The following is a 26,830-nucleotide window of genomic DNA, read 5'->3' on the forward strand; positions in this document are numbered from 1 at the left end:
TCCCGCTCGATAGTTACGTTCGACACCTCGCCCGGTCGCCGCGCGTCCTCGCCTCAGTCGCCGTGTGCCGGCCGCGGGTCCAGCGGCCCCTCGCCGCGGGCGACGCCCCCCAGTCGCCGGCCGTGGACGTCGTCGGCGCGGATCCGGTCACGGACCGCCGGCGGGAGCCACGTCTCGCGGTTTTGCGGCTCCACGGCCGAGTCCACGCCTGCGGGACGGAGGTCGGCCGGGAGGAACCGGGCGTAGGTGGGGAGTCGCTCGCGAAGGGGGATCCCGCCCGCGTCGGCGACCGCTCGGAGGCCGTCGAGGTCGGGCCACGCGTACGCGGGGTTGACGTAGTCGTCCGTGACGGGCGAGACGCCGCCGAGGTCGTCTATCCCGCAGTCGACGAGCTCCGCCGCCGGCGAGAGGTTCGGCGGCACCTGAACCGACACCGCCGGCGGCAACGCGGCCCGCGCCATCGCGACGACCCGTCGCATCGTCTCGAGGTCGGGCTTCGCGAAGTCCGACCGCTCGTTCGGGACGACGTTCTGGACGATCACCTCCTGGACGTGGCCGTATCGCTCGTGGAGGTCGCGGATCGCGAGCAGGCTCTCCGCGCGGTCACGCCAGTCCTCGCCGATCCCCACGAGGATCCCGGTCGTGAACGGGACGCCCTGACGACCCGCCGCGCGGATCGTGTTCAGCCGCTGTCCGGGCGTCTTCCGTCGCCCTCCGCTGTGGGCGTCGACGTCGGCGGTCGTCTCCAGCATCACGCCCATCGAGGCGTTCACCTCGCGCAGGTCGCGAAACGCCGCCTCCGTGAGGTCGCCCGGGTTCGAGTGCGGGAGCAGTCCCTCCTCCAGGGCGATCTCACACGCCCGGTAGAGGTAGTCGTGGATCGAGCCGAATCCCCACTCGTCGAGCCGCTCGTGGACACGCGTGTACCGGTCGTCCGGCTCGTCGCCGAAGGTGAACAACGCCTCCGTACACCCCGCGTCCGCGCCGACCCGACACCGCTCTCTCACCTCGTCGGGCGAGAGCAACGAGGCCTCTCCCGGCACGTCGTAGTAGGTACAGTACGTACAGGTGTACCGACAGGCGGTCGTCAGCGGGATGAAGACGTTCCGCGAGAAGGTGAGTCCCCCGGCCGTGTCGACGTCGGCGGGACCGACGGAGAGCAGTCGCTCGACCGCCCGATCGTCGACCTCGATATCGATCCCGTACTCCGCTGCGTCCGCGAACACGAGGCGTTCTCCGCGGTCGAGTTCAAAAAGCGTCGCGGTCGCGGATCCGCACCTGAGTTCGCCGGCGGCTCCGTAGAGGGAGATCACCGCGCTCACTCGCGAACGACGCCGACGCGCCCGCCGTCGGCGTCGAGGGCGAATCCGGCCTCCCGGAGCCACGTCGCGGCCGCGCCGTCGCCGTGGATCAGAAGCTCCGCGAGGTCCGCGCGCTCGTCGATGTCCGTCGCGAGCCGATGGGAGTCGACCGTCCGGACCGATGCACCGATCTCGGCCGCGATCCGACGATGATCGAGGAAGGACGCGCCGTGGTAGTCGACGCGGAAGCGCGGATGGGAGACGACGAGCGCGTTCGTGCCGCCGCCACGGCCGGGGGCGATCGTCACGTCGGCCGGGCCGGTCTCCGTCCCACGGCCATCGTGGCCGGTCCCGCCGAACAGCCGTTCGAGCGCCCCGGGAGTCGCGAGCGCGAGGTCGGCCATCACGACGGCGACCGCCTCGACCTCCTCGCCGGGTCGACGCTCCTCGAGGATCGCGTTCACCGCGTCGCTGAGCGGCCGATCGTCGACGGTGACCGGCGGATCGATCGGGAGGGTCGGCTGGGCGGTCGGGTCGCTCCCGTCGCTTGGCGCGCTCCCGTCGCTCGTCTCGAACTCGTCGGTCGCGAGAACTCGCGGGGTCCCGCCGGCGTCGTCCACCGCCGCCAGCACGTCGGCGAGCATGGTCCGCGCGAACGCGGCCCGCTCGGAGGGAGAGAGGGCGTCGGCGAGCCGCGATTTCGGACGATGGGTGGAGAAAGGAACGAGGACCTCCATTCGACGGCCGCCTAGAACAGCGACTCGAGCTCGTCGCCGTCGTCGCTGACGAGGCTGTCGAGGTTCTCGTCGCTCTCCTCGCGGATCTCGTCGAGGTTGTCCTGTGCCTCGATGGCGACCTCCTGGAGCTCCTTGATCCGGGGGACGTTCGTGACGCCCGCCAGCAGGATCACGGTGGCGACGAAGCCCGCGCCGCGGTACGGGTAGTCGCCGCCGCGGACCTCCATCGAGCCGGTCTGCTCCTCGAGCCACTTGCGGCCGCGCTCGATACCCTTCCGGTTGAGGTACTCCGGCGGTCCAGCGAGCACGAGCAGCGCCCGCTCCGCGCCCTCGATCTCACAGGGGAGCGTGAGCCGACCGAGCGCCGCCTTTCGGACGAGGCTCGTGATCCGGTTGGTGGTGTGCGCGCTGTCGAGTTCGTCGCCGCCGTCGTCGTTGCGGAGCCGCGAGAGCAGGCCACCGGAGCTGCGCTCCTCGACCTCCTCCTCGGCGTAGCCGACCGTGGAGACGCCGCCGCCGGAGAGCGTGTTGATGATCTCCGAGGAGTCGACGACGCTCTCCGCGACCTCCTGGCCCTGCTGGATCTCGCCCGCGCCGAACAGGATCCCGAAGCGTCGGACGATCTCCTCGTTGATCTCCTCGTAGCCGCCCTGGACCGACTCGCCCGTCTTCCGCCAGGCGTCGTTGTCGAACACCATCAGGTTGTCCACCTCGCGGACGAACGTCTGGAACGACCGGGCCGCGTTCAGGGTGTAGATGCCGCCCTCGTCGCTGCCCGGCAGCACGCCGAGCCCGTAGACGGGCTCGGTGTAGATCCGCTTGAGGTGTTTGGCCAGCACCGGCGCGCCCCCGGAGCCGGTGCCGCCGCCGAGTCCCGCCACGACGAGGAACGCGTCCACCTCGTGGACCGGGATCGAGTCGATCGCGCCCTGTACCTCGTCGATGTCCTCCTCGGCGATCTCCGCGCCGAGCTCGTTGTCCGCGCCGACCCCGTGGCCCTTCACCCGGGACTGGCCGATGAGCACGCGCTGTCCCTCCGGGATGTGTTCGAGCCCCATGAGGTCGGCCTTGGCCGTGTTCACCGCCGCGGCGGCGCGCACGATCTCAGAGCCGGTCCGTTTGTCGTACTCCAGGAACTTGTCGACGACTTTCCCACCCGCCTGTCCGAATCCGATCATTGCCAGTTTCATATTGAACTCCCTCCGCCTTTGAAACGACCAGAGTGGGATGTGGACCATAAGCCTTCGGATGGCGTTACCAGTCCTGAGATCCACGTCCGGTCGGTCCCGGCGTTCGCCCCGATTAGGTCGGGCGATCTCCGCGATATCGGCTCCGATCCGGCGTCCGCGTTTCGGGCGCGAGTCACGGTCACTCGACCCCCAGATACGCACCGAGCGTGGTCATCTCCGACTCGTCGACGCCGAACGCACCGACGTCGTTGTCGGCGGTCGTGTTGTCGAACTTCAACGAGCGGTACTGGTCTCCTCCCATCGGGAACCCGGGAACGGCCCCGAGCACCGTGAGCCCGATCCGCGCCAGCGGCATCGGCAGCGGGACGATCCGAACGCCCTTGCGTTCGGCCTCGTAGACGAGGTTCGTCACCTCCCGCAGCGTCAGCGTCTCCGGGCCACCCACCTCGTAGACCTCGCCGACGTGTTCGTCGGACTCCAGGGCGGCCACGAGCATCGGGACGAGGTCCTCGACGTGGATCGGCTGGAAGCGCGTCCTGCCGCCGCCGGGAAGCGGATACAGCGGTACGCCCGGCGCGAACATCCCCTTGAGCCGCTTCGTGAAGGAGACGAACTCGCCGCCCTCGCCGAAGACGACCGAGGGCCGGAACGTCGTCCACTCCAGGTCGCTCCCGCGGACGATCTCCTCGGCCTGTCCCTTCGACCGGATGTAGGCGGTGTCGCCGTCGGGGTCGGCCCCGAGCGCGCTCATCTGAAGGAACCGGTCGGCGCCCGCCTCCTCGGCCGCCCGGACGAGGTTCTCGGTCCCGGCGCGGTGGATCCGGTCGTGCATGACGTTGCCGCCCTTCGGCTCGAAGAGCGGCGAGAGCGCGACCAGGTTCACCACCGCGTCGTGACCCTCGACCGCGGGCGTGATGGAGTCGTACGCCGTGACGTCGCCGACGGCGGAGTCGACCCCCTCGGGCGTCTCCGCGGGCGACCGCGACATCGCGGTCACCTCGTGGTCGTCCTCGACGAGCGCGCGACAGAGGTACGACCCGATGAAACCGGTCCCGCCGGCTACCAACACCTTCATATCTTCCCGATTAGCGAGGAACGAACGTAAACCTACCGCGGCGTCAGACGCCCGAACGACACATGTCAACTAAAACCATGCCGTGTAGTGTCATTACGTCCACCGGTCGAGGCCGGTCTGGACCTGTGACTCCCGGATGCGCTCGAACCCGCGAGCGACCTCGTCGGCGTCGACGCCCCACTCGTCCACCACGTACGCCCGCGCGGCCTCGACGTCGGGTTCGATCGTCCCGTCGAAGTCGGCGTCCGTGACCGGCGGGTCGAGGAAGAACTCCCGAACCGTCTCCGCGTTCGGGATCGACGCGTCGCGTGCCTCGAGGACGGCCCACAGGTCGCCGTGCTCGCGTACCGCCGACACCGCCGTCTTCGGCCCGATACCGCGGACGCCCCCGTTGAAGTCGGTACCACACAGCATGGCGACGTCGACGAGTCCCTCGCGGTCGAGTTCGAGGTCCGCGAGCGTCGCCTCGAGGTCCATCAGCTCCGGGTCGCCCTTGCTCGTCAGCTGCCGGAGCGTCGTCGGCGCGCCGAACAGCAGGGTGTCGTAGTCCTCGCTGCCCGCGTGGTCGACGGTCCCCGTCGCGGCCATGTGCGCACACTGTGCCTCCCCCTCCGCGGGGGCCTCCACGATCGGCACGTCGAGCAGGCCGAACAGCTCCCTTGTCGTCTCCTGGATGGTGTCGGTGAGCCGCTGCGTCCGTGCGGAGAGGCGAGCGGCCTCGACGGCGTCGCCGCGCTCGGCCGCCGCTTCCCGTCGCTTCTCGGCGCGCTCGCGTTTCTCCCTGCGTTCCGCCACCTCGTCGGCCTTCAGGTCGGTCACCTCTCCGTCGAACACCATCACCGGCGTCAGGTCGTGTTCGAAGAACTTCGGGAGCCCCTGGACGATCCCGAGCAAGTTGGCGACCTCGACGCCCTCGGCGGTCGTGTAGGCGTCGTCGTTCGTCCACTTCACCGTCGTCGTGAGGTACCGATACAGCCAGTTGTGCGCGTCGACGGCGACGACGCTCCCCTCCAGCTCCTCGAAGGCGACCTCCCGTATCGACGCGAGGTCGCGCAGGTCCGCGTTTCCCATTACCCGTCTCATCGCCTTCCGGGATATTAAACGATCGAGACGGCGGTAGAGGACTCACCGCCGGGAACGAGGGCGGACGGCGGCTACGTCGAGCTCGCCGGCGCCAGCTCCGACGCCTTCGACCGGGCTCGCGAGACGATCGACGGCTTGGCCTCGAAGGCGAGCGTGACGTGCTCGTCGGCGTACGTCTCCTCGTCGACGTGGGCGTGGTCGTGGATCCACGAGACGAGGCTCATCGCGTCGTCGGAGACGGGCAACATCAGCCGCTCGCGCTCCCACTCCGGAAGCTCGGCCTCCACGCGGTCGCGGAGCTCCGCGACGCCCGCACCCGTCCGCGCCGAGACGGCCACCGGGTCCGGCGCGAGCCCCGAGAGCGCGGCGCGCTTGTCCGCCAGCTCGCCGGGATCGAGCCGGTCGACCTTGTTGAACACGGTGACGATGGGGGCCTCGTTGCGCTCGTAGAGCGTGTCGTGGCTCGTGACGAGCTTCTCGCGCATCTCGGGCACCGGCTCGCTCGCGTCCACCACGAGCAACACGAGGTCCGCGCGGTACACCGAGTCCAGCGTCGACTCGAACGACTCGACGAGCCAGTGGGGAAGGTCCGCGATGAACCCGACCGTGTCCGTGAGCAGCACGTCGCGTTTCTCCATCTCCGCCCGGCGGGTCGTCGTCCCGAGCGTGGTGAACAGCATGTCCTCCGACTCGGCGGTCGTCGCGAGGTCCGGGTGGCGGTCCTCGTTCTCGTCGACGTCGAGCTCGGCGGCCAGCCGCCGCATCAGCGTCGACTTCCCCGCGTTGGTGTAGCCCGCGAGCGCGACCAGGTCGAACCCGGAGTCGCGGCGTTGCTCGCGGCGGGCCTGCTCCTTCTCGGCGATCGATTCCAGTTCGTCCTGGATCTCCGAGATCTGGCGTTTGATGTCGCGCTCGACGCTCTCGTCGTACTCTCCGAGCCCCATGAACCCCGGGCGCTCGTCGCGTTTCGCCAGGCTGGCCTTCGCCTCCGCGCGCGGCAGCTCGTACCGCAGTTCGGCGAGTTCGACCTGGAGCTGGGCCTTCCGGGTGTTCGCGCGCTGGCCGAAGATCTCTAGGATGAGCGTGAACCGGTCTATCACCTCGACGCCCTCGGGGAGCTCTCCCCCGATGTTGAACGTCTGATAGGGCCCGACGTCGTTGTCGATCACGACGCAGTCGGCGTCGCGCTCGCGGACGAGGTCGCGAAGCTCCGCGACCTTCCCCTCGCCGAACATGAACGCGGCGTCCTCGGTGCGGGTCTGGGTGAGTCCGCCGACGACCTCGTATCCCGCGGCCTCCGCGAGCCGGGTTATCTCCGAGAGGTCGGCGTCGCCGGCGTCGACGCGCTTGGCGACGACCGCCGGGCGGTCGTCGGTCGCCTCGCCGTCGGCTCCTCGCCCTGATCGATCCGTCGGCCCCGTTCGTCCCGTCCCGCCGGCGTCGCTCCTCACAGGAGCAACCCTCGGGCGGCGTACGCGGCGTGATGTGCGGCCTGCACGGTTTCGCGTTCGCCTATGCTCTCGACGTATTTAAAGTCGGGCTGGAAGCTCAACCCGATCCGGTCGGCGGGCTCCTCGTAGAACTCGCCGTGCTCGGAGACGATCGGACACGCCGGCGGCTCCGGGAGGTTTCCCACCGCCTCGGCGACGAGGTCGACCGTCGCCTCGAGGGTCGGTCCCTCGCGCACGCTGGCGAACCCGATCCCCTCGACCGAGCGGATCCGGCTGGAGTCGACGCTGGCGTGGACCGCGGCCGCGACCATCAGGTACTCGCCGTCCTCCTCGTGGCGGCCGCTGATGTCCACGCCGACGACCTCAGGGACGGGCGCCGTCCACCTCGATTGGACGGATCCCGTCCGTCCGCGCTCGAACCATGGAGGTCAGTAGGTCCCCCTTCGGCTTGAATTTCCCGCCCGGAGGGCCGATCCTCACCCGTATCGTGAGTCCCAGTCCGTCCCGTCGTGAGCCCCACCATCCGTCCCATCGTGAATCCCACCGTCCGTCTTATGTAGCCGCGGGCGAAGTGCTCGTCCGTATGTCGAAGTCGTGGCTGTACGCCTGGGCGCTCGCATCGGTGGCGTTCGGCGGTGCGTCGCTCGTCGTCCCGCTGTACGTCGTCGAACTCGGCGGATCGGCGGCCACCCTCGGCACGCTCGCCGCGGTCGCCGCCGCCGTCGGCGTCCCCGGCGCGCTCGTCTTCGGTCGGCTCGCCGATCGCACGGGGCGACGGCGAGTGTTCGTGATCGCCGCGCTCGCCCTGCTCGTCGTCTCGCTCGCGGTCTTGCCCGCACTCGAGTCGATCCCCGCCGTGGTCGCCGCCAACGGCGTCGTCTGGTTCGCGTTCGCGGCCGCCACGCCGGTCGTCACGCTGCTCGCGGTCGCCGGCGCGCCGGAGAACGAGTGGAGCACACGGATCGGCGAGTTGAACGAGTACGGGGGGATCGGCTGGGCGCTCGGGCTCCTGCTCGGCACGGTTTGGACCGGAGCCGCGGCGCGCCTCGGCGGTACGAGCGGGATCGGGAGCCTGCTCCTCGCGCTCGCTGCCCTCGCGGGCATCGGACTCCTCGCCTCGGTCCGGTGGCTCCCGGCCGACGCCGAGTCGGCCGAGGTCTCACCCCGACGGCTCCAGCGGGCCCTCCGGCGGGCGAACCGTTTCAGCGTCCGAGCGGCGACGTTCCCGTTCGCGGTCGGGCGCGCGGACTTCCGGCGGCTCCATCCCGGGCGGCTGGCCGAGCGGTTCACCCCGACGCTCGCGCTCTACTTCGGCGCGGTCACGCTCTTTTTCACCGGCTTCGCCGCCTTCTTCGCGCCGCTCCCGGCGTACCTCACCGACGTCGGCGTCGGCTCGGAGGGCGTGTTCGCCCTCTACCTGGTCAGCAGCGTCGCCTCGGCGGTCCTCTTCGAGCGGGTCGGGGAGGTCTCCGGTCGACGCGACCCGATGTCGATCCAGGTTCTGGGGCTCTCCGCGCGGGGGATCGCGTTCCCGCTGGTCTTCGTCGTCGGAGCGGCACTCGGCGTGTCGGCGCTCGGTTACCTCGGAATGGCCGTCGTCTTCGGGCTGATCGGGCTCACCTGGGCGGTGATCGCGGTCACCGCCGGGACGCTCGTGACCCGGCTCGCGCCGCTCTCCGTCCGCGGCGAGGCGCTCGGCGTGTACGCCGCGTTGAGCGCGCTCGCCGGAGCGATCGGGAGCGTGATCGGGGGACGGATCGCCGCGACGAGCTACGAGCTGGGATTCGTTGCCGCCGGCGCACTGGTGCTCGTCGGCGCGGCCCTCGTCTTCCTGCTCGGGCGGCGGGTGCGTCGGAACGGGACACCGAAGGCGAACGCGTCTCGAACCACCGATCCGACCGGGTCGCCGTCCGAGTCGCCGTCCGAAACGTCCGAGCCGTCCGAGTCGCCGACGGACGACCCGCGAGTCCGAACGAGCGTCGATCCCGACGAGCGCTGATCCAGCCGTGTCCCGGAATCGCGCTACCGCGCCAGCGGCATGTTGTAGCTCGTCTCCTCCGCCATGACGACCTCCCAGGTGTCCTCACACTCGCAGAAGACCTGATCGAAGACGCTCGGGTCCTGTCGCCGATCGAAGTCCTTGATCGCGGTCTGAACCCGATCGTCGCACTCGCCGCAGTTGTGTGCGCCCCGGTCGGAGCCGTGCCCGACCGGATCGGAGACGACGATGGCGTCGACGTCGGCGGTCTTCTCGAGCACGTGCGCGACGGTCCAGAGCCACGGCGGGCGGTAGCCGCCCTCGAAGAACAGCTCGTCGACCATGGTGTATCGCTGGACGTTGGTCGGGTTCATCGAGACGGTGTGACACCCCTCGACGGCGGCACACCGCCGGATCGAGTCGACCATGTCCGCGGCGGCCTCCGGCTCCGCGAGGAAGGGCGGCTTCAACAGCAGGTACGCCTTGACGCCAACGTCGGCATCGAACGTGGCGTCCGCGGCCGCCGCCTCGCCACAGGCGTCCTCGAAGTCGGCGAAGTCGAAGTACTTGTTCACGCAGTCGCGGCGGACGCGGTCGGTCGCGGTCTCCAGTCCGACGGCCACGTCAGTCGCGATCCCGTGTTCGGCGAAGTCGCCGACCTTCTCACGGTCGACGAAGTCCGGGAGCGACTCGACGACGATCCGGTCGCGGTCGGCGAACGTCTCGGCGATGGCCCGCCGCGTCTCCGCGGGGACCTCGCGCTCGTCGAGGAAGGACCCGGAGGTGTAGATCTTGATCAGCTCGGCGGGCTCCTCGGCGTTCTCGCGCTCGTGGTCGAGACACGCCTCGATCTGGGTGGTGAGGTCCTCGTGGCTCACGCTGCCACCCTCGACGGACTCCGCGACGTACCCACACATGGTACAGCCGCCGGCGCGGGCCCAGCGACAGCCGCCCGTGTTCAGGATGATCGTGAGCGAGTTCACCACCCCATCGGGGGTGTTGTCCTCGTCGATCCAGACCCGGGTCGGCTGCGTCGGGTCGTACGTCTCCGAGCGCTCGGCGCGGATGTCGCGCATGACCGCGTTGTGCGCGTCCATGCCGCGCCCCTGCTCGTACGCTTCGGGGCTCGGTTGACTCATTGTCGGGGAGAGCGGCCGAGCGCGTAAAGCCGTGTCGTCACGGCGGAACGGTCTCGGGTCGGGCGAGGCGCCGTCACGTCGGCAGGTTGGCGAACATGATCCCGAGCGCGAAGAGGAGGAACGTCGCCGACGCGACGACGGCGTACCAGCCCACGCCGACCGCGAGCGCGACTCGACCGTCGAGTCCGGAGCTCGTGTCGGGCGTCCACACGCCGCGTCCGGGGAGCCATCGCAGGCATGCGACCGCCGCCACGCCGGGGACGAGGACGTTCGCGGCGATCACGCCGGCGACGATCCCGGCCGCCTCCCCGCCCGTGACCGGACCGGTTCCGGCGACGAGGAGGACCGCGCCGAGGTACGACAGGACCTGTCCCACGACCACGACCGCCCCGACGACGAGGTAGTTCGCGAGCAGGGTTCGAGTCGGCCAGACGAACAGCGCGCGGAGCCGTTCGACCGCCAGTAGCGGCGACCAGCCGAGAAGCACCACCGCGGCGAACGCGGAGACGACCGTCAACTCGATGGGGACCATGTCGCGGTGCGTCATCCGCTCGCCTCAAATAAGCCACTCTTCACGGAGGCGGGTCCTCCGGGACAGTCCGACCGGTCCGGGCGGCGACCGCGAGGGCACCCCCGGTCGCCCCGATCGCGTTGACGAACGAGTCGCGCCACGCGAACGTCCGCCACGGGATCCCGAACTGGAGGAGCTCCACGCCGAACCCGAACCCCACCGCGACCGCGGCGGCGACGACCAAGCCGCGGCCGCTCCGGCCCGTCGCACGCGCCACCAATGCGGCGAGCACCGCGTAGCCGACGAGGTGGAACGGGTCGGTCGGGGAGACCGGGACGGCGACGACGACGCCACCGATCCCGCCGTCGCCCCCCGTCTCCGGAACGGGGACGACCGATGCGACGAGGACGACGGCGGCGAACGCGCCCGCGGGACTCCAGCGTTCCCGGAGGGTCGCGACCGTCGAAACGCGCTCGCCCTCCGCCGGTCCGTCACCGTTCGAGTCGCTCACGGGGACGCCTTTCCACGGAGCGCGGTTAGCTCTTCGGCGAGCGAGTCGACGCGCGACGACCGGCGTCACACCGCTCGTGACGTCGGTCCGTCGGCGAAACCGCCAGCGGGAACGTTCCGATCCACCCGGGAGATCCCACGAACGAACCGTCACTCCGAGACAACCGTTCGATTCGGTGCGTTCTCCCGTTCCTCGATCGGTCCTCGAGGGCATCGGAAGGGTGTAACCAGTATAGGTTTCACATAGACGTGAAGACCTAACACGCTGTGGTCCGTCTATAATGAACGAGCATTACATGACTGAAATGGGTGGCTACAGAGACCGAGTTGCACAGGTCGATCTCGGCGAGGGAGCGGTCGAGTACCGCGGGATCGACGACGAGGACGCGGAGAAGTACATCGGCGCGCGCGGGCTGGGCGTCAAGTACGTCTTCGACGCCGGCCCCGACGTCGACCCGATGGAACCGGACAACCGGCTGGCGTTCATGACCGGGCCGCTCACCGGGACCCAGACCGTGATGAGCGGTCGGATCGCGCTGGTGACCAAGTCCCCGCTGACGGGGACGGTCACCGACTCACACCACGGCGGCTGGTCCGGCGCGCGGCTCAAGTGGGCCGGACTCGACGGCATCCTGCTCGACGGCGCGAGCGACGACCCCGTCTATCTCGTCGTCGAGGACGGGGACGTGGAGGTCCGCGACGCCTCCCACGTCTGGGGCAAGGGCGTCCACGACACCATCGACGAGCTCGGCGAGGAGGTCGAGGGCTCGGTCGGCAAGAACCTCTCGGTGATGGCGATCGGGCAGGCCGGCGAGAACGGCGTCCGGTACGCCTGCGTGATGAACGAGGACGACCGGGCCTCGGGCCGTGGCGGCACCGGCGCCGTGATGGGCTCGAAGAAGGTGAAGGCGGTCGTCGTCAAGAGCGGCACCGACATGCCGAAGCCGGCGGACCCGGAGACGTTCAAGAAGGGCTACCAGCAGGCGATGGAGGTCATTCGGGAGTCGGACGTCACCGCGCCCAACGAGGGCGGGCTCTCGATGTACGGCACCAACGTCCTGATGAACGCGACCGAGGAGATGGACGGGCTGCCGACGAAGAACGCGAAGTACACCTCCACGGAGGCGTACAACGGCACCGAGGGGATCGACGTCGACGCCGAGCGCGTCTCCGGCGAGAACGTCCGCGAGAACATCCTCGTGGACGAGCCGACGTGTCACTCCTGTCCGGTCGCGTGCAAGAAGGAGGTCGAGGTACAGCTCCACCACAAGGGCCAGGACATGAACGTCCGCACGGAGTCGTACGAGTACGAGTCCGCGTGGGCGCTCGGTCCGAACTCCGGACACACCGACCGCGACGAGATCGCCTTGATGCTCGAGCACTGTAACGACGTGGGCGTCGACACGATCGAGGTCGGCAACACGATGGCGATGGCGATGGAGATGACCGAGCAGGGCAAACTCGACGTCGGCATCGACTGGGGCGACTCCGAGCGGATGGTCGACCTCATCGACGAGATCGGGAACCGCTCGACAGACCTGGGCGACCTGCTCGCCGAGGGTCCGGATCGGGTCGGCGAGCGCAAGGACGCCCACGACAACAAGCTCTCGGTCAAGGGCCAGAGCATCGCGGCGTACGACCCGCGCTGTATGAAGGGGATGGCGATCGCGTTCGCCACCTCGAACCGCGGCGCGTGTCACCTGCGCGGGTACACGCCCGCGGCGGAGATCCTCGGGATCCCGGAGAAGGTCGATCCCTACGAGTGGGAGGGCAAGGGCGAGCTCACCGCCACGTTCCAGGACCTCCACGCGATCTCGGACTCGTTCGACATCTGCAAGTTCAACGCGTTCGCGGAGGGGATCGAGGAGTACGTCCTCCAGTACAGCGGGATGACCGGCCGCGAGGTCACCGAGGACGAGCTGTTCGAGGCCGGCGAGCGGATCTACAACCTCGAGCGCTACTTCAACAACCTCGCCGGCTTCGACGGCGAGGACGACAGCCTACCCGGACGGTTCGTGGAGGGACACCCCGACGCGATCCCCGGCCAGGGCGCGAGCGAGGGTGAGCTCGCGGAGCTCGACCTCATGAAGGAGGAGTACTACGAGCACCGCGGCTGGGTCGACGGCGTCGTCCCCGACGAGAAGCTCGACGAGTTGGGGATCGACATCGGTCCCGGAACCGGCGTCTCCGCCGGCGACTCCGCGGCGCCCGCCGACGACTGATCACGCGAGGCTCGCGTTCCGGTCCCGTTCGGTCCATTTTTAAGTAGTTCGCACGGGTAGCCGCGGCCATGGTCCACGATCCGCTCTCCCCCTCCCAGGCGCTGCGCACTCGGTCCGGGGCGACGCTCACGGCAGTGAGTCTCCTCGTCCTCGTGTACGGGGTGATCGTCGCACAACTGCTCCCCGGCGTCCTGATCGCGGGACTCCTGACGATCGGGGCGTACCTCTGGTATCGGACGTTCGCCGTCCTCGATTCCATCGCCGACGCCGCACAGCGGCTCGCCGACGTAAGGGAACGCGAGTCCGGTGAAACCGCCGACCGCGACGCGTCGGATCCCGTGCGTTCGAACCGTCTCACGGAGCGCGGGGAGTGACCGTCGATCGCGGCGGGAGGACGCACACGCGCTCTTGACGGAACGGTCTATATACGGTCCCGACGAATCCGGCGTCATGACCGGTCGATCCGTCGCGACGCTAGGGACCGCGCTGGCGACGTTCCTCCTCGTCTCCGTCCTTCTCACGGAGCTTCTGGCCGCCCGGATCGCCTTCTCGGCGATCGTTGCGCTCCCGGTCGGCGTCCTCGCCGGGACGACCGCGGGCATCGCGACGTGGATTCGCCTCTGGAGTCGTCCCTCCCTCCGCCCCGTCCTCCTCGGCGGATCGGCGGTCGGGTACGCGCTGCTCGTCGCGGCCGCGGCGTCGTACGCCGTTCCGTCGGCTCGTCAGTTCGTGAGTACGGAGAGCGCGCTCGGGTTCGCGGCCGTCTGCGGCGTCGCCGTCTTCGCGTTCGTTCGGCTGAATCCCGAGCGGTTCTCACGGTGAACCGTCGACGTTCACGCGAAGACGACGAACCGGAACAGCCAGAGAACGACCATGCCGACGGTGATGGTCGCGAAGACGTTCTCGGTGCGCCAGGCGACCGCGCCGGCGACGACGCCGGCGATCAGTCGCTCGTCGGCGAGCGTCGCGACGACGCCGGGTCGGATCGTCACCAGGTCCGGGAACACGAGCGCCGCGAGCACCGCCGGCGGCACGTACTTGAGCGGGCGGCGGATCCGTTCGGGAACCCGGTCGATCCGCCCGAACAGGTGGATGAAGGAGAGCCGGAACGAGTACGTGGCGATCCCGATGACGACGATGGCGACCCAGACGTGCGGGGAGCTGACGAGGTCGGGAGACGCGGAGAGCACGGGGATCCCGGCGAGACCGGCGACCCCCGTCATCGCGTCCTCGCCTCCGTGAGCAGGCCGACGGCGATCCCCGAGACGGCCCCGACGAGGAGACCGAGGTTGAGGGGGAGCCCGGCAGCGACGACCGCGACCGCGCCGCCGGCGAGACCCGCCGCGGTGGTCGGCCGGTCCTTCATCGCGGGAACCAGGAGCGCGAGGAACACGAGCGGCACCGCGAACGTGAGCCCCCACGCGTCGGGGACGCCGGCACCCACGACGACGCCGACGACCGTCCCGATCTGCCAGACCACCCACAACGACGCCGCCGCCCCGAGGTAGTAGCGCCATCGACTGCGGTCGTCGTTGCGCTCGTACTCGGCGACCGAGAGCGCGTACGCCTGGTCGGTGAGCAGGTACGCGAGGGCGGCCCGCGTCCGACGGGCGTAGTCGGCGAAGTGCGGCGCGATGGACGCGGAGTACATCACCATCCGGAGGTTGATCACGGCCGCGGTGCCGATCACGACCGCGAGCGGCGCGTTCGACCCGAGGAGGTCGATCGCGGCGAGTTGGGACGCGCCCGCGAACACGATCACGGACAGCCCGACCGCCTCCGCCAGCGTGAGTCCGGCGTCGACGGCGGCGATCCCGGCGACGAGCGCGAACGGAACGATCCCGAGCATCAACGGGATCACGTCCCGCATGCCGGCCACCAGGTCCTCGTGGAGGACGCTTCCGTTCATGCGGGTCATTCGCGGGGGTAGGCCGGCTCGTCGTGTTTGGCCGCGAGGTAGTCGGCGTGTTCGAGCTTCGTCGTCGCCTTCCGAACCGTTCCGAGAAGCGAGTGGACCTCGCGTTCGGTCGGATGCGCGCGGCCGAGAAGCCGGCGCAACAACAGCGCGTTCTTCTCGCGGCGGTGTTCGCGCTGGCCGGCCGCCTCGAGGAAGTCGCCGAAGAGTTCGTGGAGCCGCTCCACGTCGGCCTCCGGCGCGCGGGTGACCGCGGTGTCCGGGAGCTGCGTCTCCTCGACCGTGAGATCGCGGAGCTCGTACAGGAGCACCGTCGCCGCCTGCCCGAGGTTGAGAACCGGGTAGTCGTCGGCGGCGGGGATCGAACACACCTCGTCGAGCCGCGAGAGCTCGTCGTTGTTGAGTCCGCGCCCCTCCCGGCCGAACACGATCGCGGTCGGCGCGTCGACGTCCGAAAGCGACTCCCGCAGCTCGACCGGGGTCTTGAACGGCCACCGCTCGTGGCTCCGGTCGTCCTCGCCGGTGATCGCGGTGGTCCCGACGGTGTGGTAGTTCTCGACGACCTCGTCGAAGGTCACCTCGTCGGCGTTCGGCAGGACGTCCTCGCGGGCGTGACCGGCGAAGCCGTACGCCTCGCCGTCCTCGTCCAGTTCCGGCGGGTCGATTAACTTGAGGTCCGAGAGCCCGAAGTTCTTCATCGCCCGCGCGATGGTGCCGACGTTGCCCGGCGTCTCCGGCTCCACGACGACCACCACCGGCTTGCGGCGCGTCGAGTTGCCGGCGGACTCTCCCGCGTCCCCTCCGTCGTCCGCGTCTCTTGTGTCCTCTCCGTCGTTCACGTCTCCCTCGCTCATCGGTTCGATGGATACTCCGTCGAGAGGTCGACGTCGGCGTCGGCGAGTTCCTCCTCGCTGAGTCGGTCGTCCGTCCCGTCGCCGTCCCCGTCACCCTCGTCTGACGACTTCTCGCCGGCGAGCGCACGGATGTCGATCCGGTCGCCCTCGAAGTCCTCCTCGAGGCGCTTCTGGACCTCGTGTTGGTCGGGGAGGTCGGGGAGCCCGTCGGGGTCCTCCTCGACGTGCTCGACGGACGCGTAGCCGTCGGGGGCCCCGTTGCCGGCGGCGACCCACTCGTGGAAGCGGTCGCCGAACTCCCGTCGTCCCTTGTGCTCGCTGCCGCCGGCCTCGCGGAACCAGTAGATGAAGTCTGGCTCGTGTTCGGGACAGAGCAGGACCTCCCCGCCCGGCTCGCCGTACACGATCTCGGCCTCCTTACACCGGTGAACCTCGGCGTCGCCGTACTCGAGATAACAGACGTCACACGGCTCCTCCACGAGCCCCACGAGCCTGACGAGCCGCTCTCTGGGCTCCTCGGGGATCTCGTCGAGGGGTTTCAACTCCCCGTCCTCGGAGATGATCTCCTCCTCGTCGAACCGCCAACCGCGGAGGCCGATGCTCACTTTCGCCATGTCCACGGGTTCTCGCGGGGCGGATAAAAGCGCGTCCTTCCGGGCCTGCGGTTCCGGTACCGACCTTACGGGCGGTCGCGGTCGAGGGATCGTTCCCGCTCCCGTTTCCGCCACTCCGCCGCGTCCTCCGGCGTCTCGGTCTCGAGCAACTTGTCCAGTTTGTGCTCGAACTGCTCGTCCGTCAGGTCGCCCTCGGCGTATCTGGTTCGGAGTCTGTCGATCGCGTCGGCGGTTCCTCCGGTGGCGTCCTCGCGACGATCCGTCTCCCGAGTCTGCGTGTCCTCACGTGCGGTTCGGCCCTCGGGTCCGGTCTCCGTCGATCCGTCAGTCCCCTCCTCTTCCTCCTCCTCGTCGAACAGCATCGAGACGACCGGGACGACCACGACGTAGCCGAACAGCATGAGCGGGAGCCACCACCCGAAATCGAGGAGGAGCGCGGCCAGCCAGACGCCGGTGACCACGGTCGAGGCGATCTCGGTCGCGTTCTCCTTCGCGCGGTCGAGCGGGGACGAGTCGGGCATGCGACGGGATTCGACGGAGACGGACAAAACGGTACCGTCGGCTCGAAGGGTAGAACCCGTTGCCGGATCGGCGACCGTTTCCAAAGCCCCAGCCGGCTCGACCCGCCGGGATCCGCTGTGCTCCTCGCTCGCGGTGCTCGCTGCGGTGCTTGCGCCATCCGGGCGGGTCGAGCCGGCTGCCCCTTTGAATCCCACCCGAACCACACTACCGGAAGACGTTCCTGCTCGCTTCGCTGCGCGGGCTGCGACGTCCGTACTCCCGCTCGTTTCACTCGCGGGACCGCCCCGCACCTCAAACCTCCCCAGCCTCGGTCTCGGTGACCCGCCGGAACCGCCGGCGGGTCACCTCGCCCTCCCTCGCGCGGGCGGTTCGCGCCCGTGCCGGGCGCTCACCGGCGCACGCCACCGCGCGGTGGATCGTCCGTCGCCTCGCCCGCCGGTTCCGGGTCCGCTTTAAGAGTCGCGACCCTCGATCCGGTATGCGAAACGTGGACGCCGCGGGCCTCGGGATCGGCGACGATCATCCACCCCGGATCATGGGCGTGTTGAACGTCTCCGCGGAGTCGCCGTACGATCCGAGCGTGTACGACGACCCGGGCAAGGCGGCCCGCTACGTCGACGAGGAACTGATCGACGAGGGCGCGGACGTCGTCGACGTCGGACTCGAATCGGCCAACAAGGACCTCGACGTGCTCTCGGCCGAGGAGGAGCTGGAGCGACTCGACGTGGCGCTCGAGACGCTCGAGTCGACCGCCGGCGACGCGGTCTGGTCGATCGAGACGCGATACCACGAGGTCGCGGACGCGGCCCTCTCGCGCGGATTCGACATGGTCAACGACGTCTGCGGGTTTGCCGACCCGGAGATGCCGCGCGTGTGTGCCGAACACGACGCCGCCGTCTCGAAGATGGCGTCGCCGCCGGACCTCGAGCGGCCGGGCGCGATCGAGGACGTCGACGGGATCTACGAGGCGCTCTCGCGGAACGGGTTCACGGAGAAGACGATCCTCGACCCCGCGTTCGGGGGCTGGTCCGAGGCCAAGACGCTCGCGGACGACCGCGAGACGTTCCGCCGGCTACGGGAGTTTCGAGGATACGGTCGACCGGTTCTCGTCTCCATCAACCGGAAGAACTTCCTCCGTGACGTCGCCGGGCGGAGCACCGAAGCCGCGCTCCCGGTGTCGCTCGCGGCCACCTCGATGGCCGTCGAGCGCGGCGCACACGTGATCCGCACCCACGACGTGGCCGAGACCCGGGACGCGGCGCTGATCGGCGAGGAGTTCGCCCGGGACCGCACCCGTCGAGACGGCGCGGTGGCGGTCGAGGAGCTGGACGTGACCACGGTCCGCGAGGCGGATCGCCACCTCGACCGGCTCGGAACCTCCCGCGAGACCTCACGAGCGGTCGCCGACGCGGCGGTCGTCCGAACGTACGAGCTCTCGGGACTGTCTCCGGAGGCCGTCGGCGCGCTCCGGGCGGCCGCGAACGAGTGCGACGCCGCCTTCGCCGTCGGTCGGGAGCGCGGTGACGGCGACGACGGCGACGACGGCGGCGACGACACCCGCGAGGAACGGACGCGCGGCGTCCTCGTCGGCACGGCTGTCGAGCTATCGACGGTCAGATCGGCCGCTTCCGGCGTTTCAAACGCGCTCGATGCCGCTCTCCGGACGATCGGCGACACCTAGAAGTAAGAGAAAGTTTATGCCGCCGTGTGGACAACGCTTCAACCGGACGCCGAAGGGGCATGCGGGTAGGGGTACTCTGTGCCACTTCGGCCCATACCATATTCATCCCCGCCAGCGGCGGCGCCGTCCGTCCCGACGAGGCCGTCGAGGTGGTTCCGAGGTGATCCAGTGAACTTCGAGACGTTCGAGCCGGTCTACGGGGCGATACTGGCCGACTTCGGGTTCGATCGCGACGCCGACGAGCACGCCCGCGACGTGGCCGCCGAGCTGTCAACGCCGTTCGATCTCTCGCGGTTCGACGACTGGAACGACCGAACCGTCGCCGTGGCCGGAGGCGCACCGTGTCTCCACGAGGAGGCGGAGATCCACGTCGCCCGCGAGGCGGACGTCGTCGTCGCCGCGTCGACGGCGGCGGACGTCCTCCTCGATGCGGGCGTCGACGTCGATTGTCTGGTGACCGATCTCGACAAGAACCCGGAGACGGCCGTCGAGTTGACCGCCCACGGCGTGCCGGTCGCGGCACACGCCCACGGCGACAACCTGCCTGCGGTTCGGGAGTGGCTCCCACGGTTCGACGCGGATCACACGCTGACGACCACGCAGGCCGCTCCCGTCGGACCGGTCCGAAACCTCGGCGGGTTCACCGACGGCGACCGCGCCGCGTTCCTGGCGGATCACGTCGGAGCGGGCCGCTTGACCTTCCCGGGCTGGAACTTCGACGATCCGGACGTGGGTCCGGTGAAGGCGCGAAAGCTCGACTGGGCCGCCCGCCTGCTCGGCTGGCTGGAGCGTCGCCGCGGCGAGCGGTTCGCCGTGCTGGACGGGCGGCGGAATCGGGTGCGAAAGGAGTTCGAGGCGCTTCTCGTCGAGTGAGGCGCCGGCCGCACGCCGGCGAGCGATCAGGCCCTAAGGAGTACTCCGTAGCCGAAGATCGACAGGAGCACGGCGAACAGGGCGATGAGCACGCGCCGTTTCGTGATCAACGGCCGTGTCCCGAGTCTTGACCGCTCGGGCGAGCGATGGCCGTCCCGTTTCCGCGATCCGTTTCGCCCCCCGTCGGAAAGACACTGCCTACTCGCGCGGTCACTCATCGTCGTCCTCTCCGGTGTCGTCGTCCTCTACGTCGTCGTTTCCAGTGTCGTCATCATCTCCAGCATCTTCGTCATCAGCGTCATCGTCGGCAGTATCTACATCGTCGTCTCCGGCGTCGCCGTCATCTCCGGCGTCATCGTCATCGTCTACGTCGTCTCCGACATCGTCGTCCCCGGCATCTACGACGTCATCTCCGTTATTCCCGTCGTCTTCGCTCTCACCGTCTCCGGTGTCGTCGTTTTCATCGTCATCACCTTCGGGAGCGGATCGGGTCTCGTCCTCACCGCTCTCTCCGTCCTCGCCGTCTCCTCCGTTCTCAGTATCTTCCGCCGAGGTAGATCCCTCTCCGGTCGCATCGTCGTCCGTTTCGTCGTCGGTCTCCTCGCTTCCGTCGACGTCTCCGTCGTTTCCGGTCGTCTCCTCGTCGTTCTCGACGTCCCCGTTCTCGTCGTCGATCTCGCCCCCGTTCTCGGATTCGGCCGGTTGATCGGGAGTCGAATTCAGGCCGGGATCCGTCCCGTTCGTCGATCCGTCGTCCTCGGAATCGGTCTCGGGACCGTCCTCGCCTTCGGTCTCCAGCGTCTCGTTCTCCCCGTCGTCGAGGGGAGTTTGGGTGATTCCGATACCTTGACCGACACCCGATCCCTCGTTTTGACCGACCGCCTTTCCGTTGCCGTTGCTGGCACCCTTCTCCTTGCCCTCGCTGACGTCGTCTTCGCCGTCGGTTCCGTCCGTTTCGATGGCTCCATCGGTGTCATTGGCCTCGTCGGCGCCATCCGTCTCATTCCCGGGGTTCGAGTCGTTCACCGGCGGACCGCGCTCCTGGGATTCGAGTTCCTCGAACTCGTCGACGGTCGAGAAGTTCCCCTGGACGGTGACCTCGTCGGAGAACACCGCGAGCGTCCCGAATCCCCCGCCGAATCCGGAGAGCAACACGAGAACCGCGACGACCAGCACCGACGCCGGGTGGTTCATCGTCCCTCCTCCTCGGCGATCTCGGCGCTCCCGTCGACCGCCTCGGATCCACCGTCCGCGGCGGGTGCGATCACGGGTCGCTTGAAGATCCCCATCGGATTTCCGTCGCCGGTACCTCTCGATTCGTCGACAGGATCGTCGCCGTGGCCGTGAGTGACCTCGGGATCGTCGCCGGAGATACGGTCGCGTTCTCCGACCGTGGCGTTCTCTCCGTCGCGCTCGGTGTCCATGTCGCCGTCGTCGCCGTCACCGTCGTCTCCGTGGTCGACGCCATCGCCGTGGTCGCCGTCGTCCGCGTCGGATGCGGAATCGGACGGCCCGCCCCCGTCGCCGGCCGTGACGAGGAGCACGACCGCCATCAGAAGCGTCATCCCGGTGCCGACCGCGACCGCGATGGCGAGAGCGGTCTGGAGCGTGTACGCGACGTACGCCGCGTACGGAACGAACAACAGGAGGACGCCGACGGCACCCTCCACCGTCCGGTTCGTCACGACGAATCCCGAGTCGATGGCGGAGTCGTCCGCGACCGCTTCCGTCGCGTCGCTCTCGGCGCTCGCCGCTTCCGACGTATCCGTATTCACCTCCGCGTCCACGTCGGCCGGGTCCATCTCGCCCGCGTCCACCGCGTCCGAGCCCTCACCGTTCCGGGTCCGGGAGCGGTAGAGACTCCAGACCTCGGAGAGCGCGAGGAGGGCGAACGGCACGACGACGAGCAGGACGAAGCCCGTCGAGGAGTCCGTGAACTGGACCACGTACCCGATGTACGGGATCGTGAACGCCACCGCGCCGAGAACGTTCGCGGCGGGCACGAGCCCGGAATCCGGTCCCTCGTTGGCGTCGCCCTTCGTCTCGAAGGCGATCTCCCCGCCGGCGGTCTCCACGCCGATGACGCGGTGGGTCACCGGCGTTTCGCTGTCGCCGCGGACGAAGGTGATCACGTCGCCCTCGGCGATCGTCGCCGGGTCGCGCTCGTCGACGATGACCACGTCGCCGGGGGCGATCGCGGGCGTCATGCTCGCCGTCAGGACGACGAAGCTGTACTCCGCCCCGACGACCGCCGGCATCGCGTACACCACGAAGGGGGCGACGACCGCGATCAACAGGGCGATCCCGAGCAGGTTAGCGAGTCGTTTGAGCGTGATAGGTGAGTTCATTGTAGGTCCTCCGAGCCGCAGAGCCGCTCGCCGGCGGTGGACGTTCCGCCGACGAGTTCGTACAGTGGGTCGCCCGATCCGTCGCTCCCGAACGTGTCACCGACTTCGAGCGACTCCGAGCAACTGGTGTGGATCTCGGTTACCGGACCGTCTTCGATGGCGATCTCGACGTTGGGGCCGATCCAGTCCTCTGCTTTCCCGTTCCGATCTAAGTCGTTCCCGTCGAGCGTGAACCGCTCGTCCGGCTGGATAGTTCGATCGACGAACCTCCCACTCGAAGCGTTGCCCTGATCCGGCGTCGCGATGACGTGAGCGCTTTCCTCGCCGAGATATCGGAAGGTTAGCGTCAGGAGCTTCAGATCCTCGTCTGGACACGCCACACAGTCATCCGAATCGTCGTGGTCGTCCTCGTCGTCATCGTCTCCGCCGTCCTCGTCGGCGCAGACGTCGATCTGGATGTGGCTTATTCCAGCGAGCCCGCCCTGTCCGGAACTCTCGGGCGAGTACAGCACCTCCTCCGTGTCGTTGCTCGGAGGTTCTATCGGATACGTCCCCGTGTCGTTTCCGCCCTTGATCCGGACCTCACAGAGCTGTCCGGCAGGATCTCCGTTCTCATCTACGAGTTCGAATCGAACTCCGACGGCCTCGTCCTCGTCGTCTTTGTACTCGACGTCGGTGACGAAGAGGTACGCGTCGCCGGCGAGCGGACCCTCGTCGATCGAGAGCCATGTCGACATGTCTCCGGAGTCGCTGAGGACGATGTCTCCGTCGATGTCGTCGGCCTTCCCTCCCTCAACGCAGTCCGGACACTCGTCTCGCGGCTCGTCACACGGTCCGAGACCCGCGAAGGGGTTCGATCCCGCCGCGTCGTCCTCCGAGACGTGCCGGCACTGTTCGGTGTAGAGTTGGAACTCGAAGTCGGTCGTCTCGCCGGCCGCGTCGGCTGGGGCGTCATCTGGAAGCTCCCACGAGAGTTCGATCGTCAGCGCGTCCCCGTCGGGATCGAGACACGCCTCCCCGTCGAGGTCGTCGATCCGGAGCCCGTCGACGAACTCGCGACGGAGTTCCGACAGCGACCCGGACGAGAAGACCCACTCGCTTCCGACGCGGAGCGACACGTCCAGTGCGTCTCCGAGGTCGTCGTGGCTCGGCGGACAGGTCGTTCCGAACCAGAGCCGCGCGGGGTTGCTTCGGACCGCGACGTCGAACGTCACGTCTCCGAAGTCACCACGGCGGATCTGGTCGTCGGGCGTGAAGCTCACCGTTCCGTTCGAGACGGTACAGCCGCCGTCGCCCAAGCACGACACGTCGAGATCGACTTCGCCTGCCCCGATCTCGTTGTTCGGGAGCGTCTCCTCGTCCGAGAGGTACGCGAACGTGCCCGCGCCGCTCGCGGCCCCGATCGCGCCGAGCCCGCCGAGTCCGGCGAGGAGACGGCGACGACTGAAGTCGGTCGGTCCGCCGCCCGATCCGCCGATATCGTCGGTCATTGTGATCCCCCCTCGTCTTCCGGAACCGGATCCGTGAACGGGTTTCCGCCCCACTCACAGTCGACCGCGTAGAACGAGACGTCGAAGTCGACGGATCCTCCCTTCCCGGCGTTGCCGCCCTCGCCGACCGGGAAATTCCAGTTGAAGGCGAGACAGCGGCTCTCTCCGGGTTCCAGACACCCGTTGTCTAAGATTCCGGGGTCGACTTCGGTCCCGTCCGTCAGGTCGTCGTCGTCGAGCTCCGCGAGCGTGCCGGAGAAGATTCCGCTGCCGAAGTTTCCGACGTCGTCGAGGTTCTCCGCGCCGGTACAGCCGCCGACGCCGAGGAATCCCTCGTCGTAGCGGGCGGAGACCTCGATCCGCTCCGCGAGCGCCTGGCTCGCTTGATCGCCTCCGATGTCCGGGTCGATCTTCATCCACACGCGGACTCCATCGGAGACCGTCTCTCCCGGATCGTCGATCCGCAGGCCGACGCTCGTCGAGCCTTTATCGCCCGGAAGGACGTTTCCCTGGTCGATGAGCCGAACGGAGCCGTCGACGTCGGTGACGTCGTCGCCGGGGCTCTCACGGACCGGTTCGTCGTTGTATCTGCTGCGCCAGCCGACTCGGAGCCTGGTCGGTACGTCCGACTGCGCGTAGGTGTAACCGGTATAGCCGTTCCGGGTGCGGGTATCGTCCCGAGTGCCCGTCGATCGCCCGCCGGCCATCCCGAGCGTCGCGAAGCCGACGGCTCCGACGCCCGCGAGCGCCTGCCGCCGGGTTAGGTGTATGTCTCGTTTCGTCATTCGTGTCCTCGTCGTCGGCTCCGAACGGCCGGTTCGTCGGTATCCTCCACGCCTCCTCGGTACGTATGTATGGGCCCCCTACCCGAACGGTTCGATCACCGAACCGTCTTGATTGGGTGATTGAACGGATGGCAGGCGGTGCCTAACACGGTGGTTCGCCGCGTCTCGCTTCCGACCGTGTTTCGTTACGGTCCGGATCGAGAGTCCCACCGGCGGAGTCGAACCGCCGTCTCGACCGCCCTAAAATGATAGGAGATTCGAGTGGGAGAGAAACTCGAGTCCAGAGAACTCGTGGTGCGTGATCAGACGGGAACGTCTCCAGTCGTATTCCCTCCGTTAGTCATGTTGCCGTCGCTCGTCTCGTTGGTGTCTTCGGGGGCGTACGGGTTCGTTTCGCCGTCATTGTGGCGGCACTGTTCCGCGGCGAAGCCGATCGCGAACTCCACGGAGTCGGTCTGGACCTCGTTGCCGACGTCAGTTGGGAGCTCCCACTCGAACCCGAAACAACGAGTCACGGAGTTAGTGAAACAGACGCGCTCCTCCGACTGGACGTTCGCGTCCAGTTCGATGCCTGCTTCGAGTGCGGTCATTACCTCACGTAGCGTACCTTCGGCGATGACTTCCTCGCCGGTGAGGATGACCGAGGAGATCTGCGAGTAGATATCGTCGAGATCCGAGCCAGTCGGTGAGTCGTAGTAGAGCGTGGTACCGTTACTCGAACTCGCCATATCGATGAGCGTTGTCTGAGCGGTGCTTCCGTTGAGCACTCCCAGTCCGATCGTGAACACGATGATGCCGTCGTTTTTCGCATCCGTTGCGGCGTCCTTCGCGTTCTGAACATCGTCAGAACCGGATCGATCCGACTCATTCGGCTCGCCGTCGCCAAGGAGAATGATGACTTGGTCGACGCCACTTCGGCCATTATTGTTGAGTTCGTCAGCCGCCAGATCGACGCCGGCGTCCATCATGGTGCGGCCGGCGGACGTGATCCCAGAATTCCCCGGCTGAAGGAACGACTCCACTGTCGAGTGGGTGCTCGTGAGGCCCTGCCGGAGCTGTCCGGTGGATTCGAATGTCACGAGACCGACACGGTCGTTCGGACCGAGGTTTTCGACGAATTCCAACGCTGCCTCCTTCGCCTGCTCCATCTTGCTTCCGGAACCACTATTCATGGAGCCGGAGTTATCGATCGAGAGCATCACATCGACGCCTTCGGTCTCCTCGTCGCGCTCACCTTGGTGGATGTTATCACAGTTGTCGTCGTACCAGATCTTCGCCCGGATCGAGTCCGCGAGCTGGCCGTCACCGTCAGGGTCGTCTGTTGGATCCCCCATCTCCTCGAGTGCTTCGAGTTCAGGTTCGGTGTAGCCGTTCTGGTTCTCACTGGAGAGCATCCCACCCATCCACATGTATCCGGGATTGTCGTACAGGTGCGTACTGAACGTGACCTCGCCGTAGTCACCCGGTTTCACGTCACCGATCCGGATGAGTGCTTCGTCGAGATCACCCGCATCGATCAACTCGTCGCGCTGGAATCCCTCCCCTTCACCGGTTTCGGGGTCGAAAATGCCGTTTGCACCGATGACCCAGTCTTCTGCTCCCGGGTAGTTCTCGGGACTAGGGACCTGATCGAGGAGGTAGACGCCGGTGTCATCGTCGGTCGGTTCCATGTCCTCGTCGACGAACGTGGCGTTCGGGTAGTTCTGTTGAAGTTCCGCGAGGCGGCCGGAACCTCCTCGGTACGTCATGCGGTAGTCCATCTTGAGGTCGAGTTCGCCCGCGGTGAGCGTGTTGCCCTCGAAGCCCTCCTCGTCACTGAAGTACGCCGTCGTCCCGAGACCGGCTCCGGCGGAGGCAACTCCGACAGCGCCGAGACCGGCAAGCATCTTTCGCCGCGACAGTCCGATTTTCTTGTCGTCCATTGTGTATCATCCCCCATAGGGGAACCCCCACCGGCGGAGTCGAACCGCCGTCGGCGATCGGTCGCTCCGACCGCCCGTGTGCCGACGTGAGGTATCGGCGTTCCGCTACGCCGACGTCTGGTTCATGTCGTTTCAGTTGTCCGGGCCGCTTCCGTCGTTGTGGCGGCACTGCTCGGTGTAGAATCCGAGGTCGAACCCGACGGAATCTCCCTGGATGACGTTGCCGACCTCTATCGGGACTTCCCACTCGAAGCCGACGCAGAAGCCCTCTTGAGCGGGGAAACACTCGACGCTACCTTCCGTCTCCGGATCGGCGTCCAGTTGGAGCATCCCCGAGAAGCCGTCGTCCTCCTCGTCGGCAGCCTCCACGACGCCGAGCTCGTCCATCAGATCTGCGAGCGTCCCCTCGAAGATCGGTGTCTCGTCCTCTTCGTACACGTTGTCGCAGTCGTCGTCGTACCAGAGCGTCACGTCGATGTACTCGGCGAGCTCTCCGTCGTCCGACTCGCTGTCTCCCATCGCCGCCTCCTCCGGCTCGGTCAGCCTCCCGCCGTCCTGCGAGAAGTTGCCGGCCGTGAACCAGACGTAGCCGGGGTTGTCACAGAGGTGTAACGAGAAGGTTATCTCGC

Annotated in this window: 26 protein-coding genes and 2 pseudogenes; 6 read left to right on the plus strand and 22 right to left on the minus strand. The window is 68.1% G+C overall.

Annotation, left to right across the window (positions count from 1 at the left end; genetic code table 11):
* Positions 1 to 53 precede the first annotated feature (53 nt).
* From cofG to OKW78_RS03980, 7 genes are all read right to left on the minus strand, one after another.
* Positions 54 to 1,226: a 7,8-didemethyl-8-hydroxy-5-deazariboflavin synthase subunit CofG gene (gene cofG, locus OKW78_RS03950; RefSeq protein ID WP_281194146.1), complete on the minus strand. Its 1,173-nt coding sequence runs from the start codon at positions 1,224 to 1,226 to the stop codon at positions 54 to 56.
* Between the two features lie 92 nt (positions 1,227 to 1,318).
* Positions 1,319 to 2,038, minus strand: coding sequence for a 2-phospho-L-lactate guanylyltransferase (cofC, locus tag OKW78_RS03955; protein WP_281193998.1), 720 nt, complete (start codon positions 2,036 to 2,038; stop codon positions 1,319 to 1,321).
* An 11-nt stretch (positions 2,039 to 2,049) separates the two neighbouring features.
* On the minus strand, positions 2,050 to 3,228 hold the full coding sequence (locus tag OKW78_RS03960; RefSeq protein ID WP_203227840.1) for a tubulin/FtsZ family protein: 1,179 nt from the start codon (positions 3,226 to 3,228) through the stop codon (positions 2,050 to 2,052).
* Positions 3,229 to 3,406: 178 nt separating this feature from the next.
* The gene (locus OKW78_RS03965) at positions 3,407 to 4,303 is read right to left on the minus strand and encodes a complex I NDUFA9 subunit family protein (RefSeq protein WP_281193999.1); all 897 of its coding nucleotides are present in this window, start codon (positions 4,301 to 4,303) and stop codon (positions 3,407 to 3,409) included.
* Positions 4,304 to 4,396: 93 nt separating this feature from the next.
* Entirely contained in the window at positions 4,397 to 5,374 is a 978-nt protein-coding gene (gene fen, locus OKW78_RS03970; protein WP_281194000.1) for a flap endonuclease-1, read from the minus strand.
* Between the two features lie 83 nt (positions 5,375 to 5,457).
* Positions 5,458 to 6,837, minus strand: a complete 1,380-nt coding sequence (gene hflX / locus OKW78_RS03975) for a GTPase HflX (protein ID WP_281194001.1) — start codon at positions 6,835 to 6,837, stop codon at positions 5,458 to 5,460.
* Positions 6,834 to 7,190 carry a DUF2209 family protein gene (locus tag OKW78_RS03980; RefSeq protein WP_281194002.1) on the minus strand — a complete coding sequence of 119 codons (357 nt, stop codon included), beginning with the start codon at positions 7,188 to 7,190 and terminating at the stop codon, positions 6,834 to 6,836. Before OKW78_RS03980 ends, hflX begins: the two co-directional genes overlap by 4 nt.
* Before the next feature lie 230 nt (positions 7,191 to 7,420).
* Between OKW78_RS03980 and OKW78_RS03985 the strand changes: the two genes are divergently transcribed.
* Positions 7,421 to 8,836: an MFS transporter gene (locus OKW78_RS03985; protein WP_342765806.1), complete on the plus strand. Its 1,416-nt coding sequence runs from the start codon at positions 7,421 to 7,423 to the stop codon at positions 8,834 to 8,836.
* A gap of 23 nt (positions 8,837 to 8,859) precedes the next feature.
* Here the strand turns inward: OKW78_RS03985 and OKW78_RS03990 are convergent, their stop codons facing one another.
* The 3 genes from OKW78_RS03990 to OKW78_RS04000 form a co-directional block, all read right to left on the minus strand.
* Positions 8,860 to 9,954, minus strand: a complete 1,095-nt coding sequence (locus OKW78_RS03990; protein WP_281194004.1) for an archaeosine biosynthesis radical SAM protein RaSEA — start codon at positions 9,952 to 9,954, stop codon at positions 8,860 to 8,862.
* A 73-nt stretch (positions 9,955 to 10,027) separates the two neighbouring features.
* Positions 10,028 to 10,486 (minus strand): hypothetical protein, encoded by a 459-nt coding sequence (locus OKW78_RS03995; protein WP_281194005.1) that lies wholly within the window; start codon positions 10,484 to 10,486, stop codon positions 10,028 to 10,030.
* Between the two features lie 40 nt (positions 10,487 to 10,526).
* Entirely contained in the window at positions 10,527 to 10,976 is a 450-nt protein-coding gene (locus tag OKW78_RS04000) for a VanZ family protein (RefSeq protein ID WP_281194006.1), read from the minus strand.
* A gap of 295 nt (positions 10,977 to 11,271) precedes the next feature.
* Between OKW78_RS04000 and OKW78_RS04005 the strand changes: the two genes are divergently transcribed.
* The 3 genes from OKW78_RS04005 (at position 11,272) to OKW78_RS04015 (ending at position 14,019) form a co-directional block, all read left to right on the plus strand.
* Positions 11,272 to 13,197, plus strand: coding sequence for an aldehyde ferredoxin oxidoreductase family protein (locus OKW78_RS04005; RefSeq protein WP_281194147.1), 1,926 nt, complete (start codon positions 11,272 to 11,274; stop codon positions 13,195 to 13,197).
* Between the two features lie 68 nt (positions 13,198 to 13,265).
* Positions 13,266 to 13,571: a hypothetical protein gene (locus OKW78_RS04010; RefSeq protein ID WP_281194007.1), complete on the plus strand. Its 306-nt coding sequence runs from the start codon at positions 13,266 to 13,268 to the stop codon at positions 13,569 to 13,571.
* A 76-nt stretch (positions 13,572 to 13,647) separates the two neighbouring features.
* Positions 13,648 to 14,019 (plus strand): hypothetical protein, encoded by a 372-nt coding sequence (locus tag OKW78_RS04015; protein WP_281194008.1) that lies wholly within the window; start codon positions 13,648 to 13,650, stop codon positions 14,017 to 14,019.
* Positions 14,020 to 14,030: 11 nt separating this feature from the next.
* On the opposite strand, the gene OKW78_RS04020 is transcribed toward OKW78_RS04015, so the two are convergent.
* The 5 genes from OKW78_RS04020 to OKW78_RS04040 all read right to left on the minus strand — a co-directional run bounded on the left by OKW78_RS04020 (position 14,031) and on the right by OKW78_RS04040 (position 17,101).
* Positions 14,031 to 14,420 carry an AzlD domain-containing protein gene (locus OKW78_RS04020; protein WP_281194009.1) on the minus strand — a complete coding sequence of 130 codons (390 nt, stop codon included), beginning with the start codon at positions 14,418 to 14,420 and terminating at the stop codon, positions 14,031 to 14,033.
* A complete protein-coding gene (locus OKW78_RS04025; protein ID WP_281194010.1) occupies positions 14,417 to 15,106 on the minus strand; it encodes an AzlC family ABC transporter permease in 690 nt (229 codons plus the stop codon). The genes OKW78_RS04020 and OKW78_RS04025 overlap by 4 nt, the downstream gene beginning before the upstream one ends.
* A gap of 5 nt (positions 15,107 to 15,111) precedes the next feature.
* A complete protein-coding gene (locus OKW78_RS04030) occupies positions 15,112 to 15,966 on the minus strand; it encodes an RNA methyltransferase (RefSeq protein ID WP_281194011.1) in 855 nt (284 codons plus the stop codon).
* Entirely contained in the window at positions 15,963 to 16,580 is a 618-nt protein-coding gene (locus OKW78_RS04035; RefSeq protein ID WP_281194012.1) for a hypothetical protein, read from the minus strand. Before OKW78_RS04035 ends, OKW78_RS04030 begins: the two co-directional genes overlap by 4 nt.
* Positions 16,581 to 16,645: 65 nt before the next feature.
* Complete coding sequence (locus tag OKW78_RS04040) at positions 16,646 to 17,101, minus strand: SHOCT domain-containing protein (protein ID WP_281194013.1); 456 nt, start codon at positions 17,099 to 17,101, stop codon at positions 16,646 to 16,648.
* Positions 17,102 to 17,580: 479 nt separating this feature from the next.
* On the opposite strand from OKW78_RS04040, the gene OKW78_RS04045 reads away from it, so the two are divergent.
* Both OKW78_RS04045 and OKW78_RS04050 read left to right on the plus strand, forming a co-directional pair.
* Positions 17,581 to 18,783, plus strand: a complete 1,203-nt coding sequence (locus OKW78_RS04045; RefSeq protein ID WP_281194015.1) for a dihydropteroate synthase — start codon at positions 17,581 to 17,583, stop codon at positions 18,781 to 18,783.
* Positions 18,784 to 18,951: 168 nt separating this feature from the next.
* Positions 18,952 to 19,656, plus strand: a complete 705-nt coding sequence (locus OKW78_RS04050) for a 6-hydroxymethylpterin diphosphokinase MptE-like protein (protein WP_281194016.1) — start codon at positions 18,952 to 18,954, stop codon at positions 19,654 to 19,656.
* Between the two features lie 210 nt (positions 19,657 to 19,866).
* On the opposite strand, the gene OKW78_RS04055 is transcribed toward OKW78_RS04050, so the two are convergent.
* The 7 genes and pseudogenes from OKW78_RS04055 to OKW78_RS04080 form a co-directional block, all read right to left on the minus strand.
* Positions 19,867 to 20,850 (minus strand): hypothetical protein, encoded by a 984-nt coding sequence (locus OKW78_RS04055; RefSeq protein ID WP_281194017.1) that lies wholly within the window; start codon positions 20,848 to 20,850, stop codon positions 19,867 to 19,869.
* On the minus strand, positions 20,847 to 22,004 hold the full coding sequence (locus tag OKW78_RS04060; RefSeq protein ID WP_281194018.1) for a signal peptidase I: 1,158 nt from the start codon (positions 22,002 to 22,004) through the stop codon (positions 20,847 to 20,849). The genes OKW78_RS04055 and OKW78_RS04060 overlap by 4 nt, the downstream gene beginning before the upstream one ends.
* A complete protein-coding gene (locus OKW78_RS04065) occupies positions 22,001 to 23,494 on the minus strand; it encodes a SipW-dependent-type signal peptide-containing protein (protein WP_281194019.1) in 1,494 nt (497 codons plus the stop codon). The genes OKW78_RS04060 and OKW78_RS04065 overlap by 4 nt, the downstream gene beginning before the upstream one ends.
* Entirely contained in the window at positions 23,491 to 24,279 is a 789-nt protein-coding gene (locus OKW78_RS04070; RefSeq protein ID WP_281194020.1) for a hypothetical protein, read from the minus strand. The genes OKW78_RS04065 and OKW78_RS04070 overlap by 4 nt, the downstream gene beginning before the upstream one ends.
* 302 nt (positions 24,280 to 24,581) lie before the next feature.
* Entirely contained in the window at positions 24,582 to 25,949 is a 1,368-nt protein-coding gene (locus tag OKW78_RS04075; protein WP_281194021.1) for a vWA domain-containing protein, read from the minus strand.
* 111 nt (positions 25,950 to 26,060) lie between these two features.
* Positions 26,061 to 26,201, minus strand: a pseudogene (locus OKW78_RS16955) (SipW-dependent-type signal peptide-containing protein); the annotation flags it as partial.
* Positions 26,202 to 26,333: 132 nt separating this feature from the next.
* A pseudogene (locus OKW78_RS04080) lies at positions 26,334 to 26,830 on the minus strand (hypothetical protein); the annotation flags it as partial.

The organism is Halorubrum sp. F4 (assembly GCF_027257195.1).
Lineage (GTDB): Archaea > Halobacteriota > Halobacteria > Halobacteriales > Haloferacaceae > Halorubrum.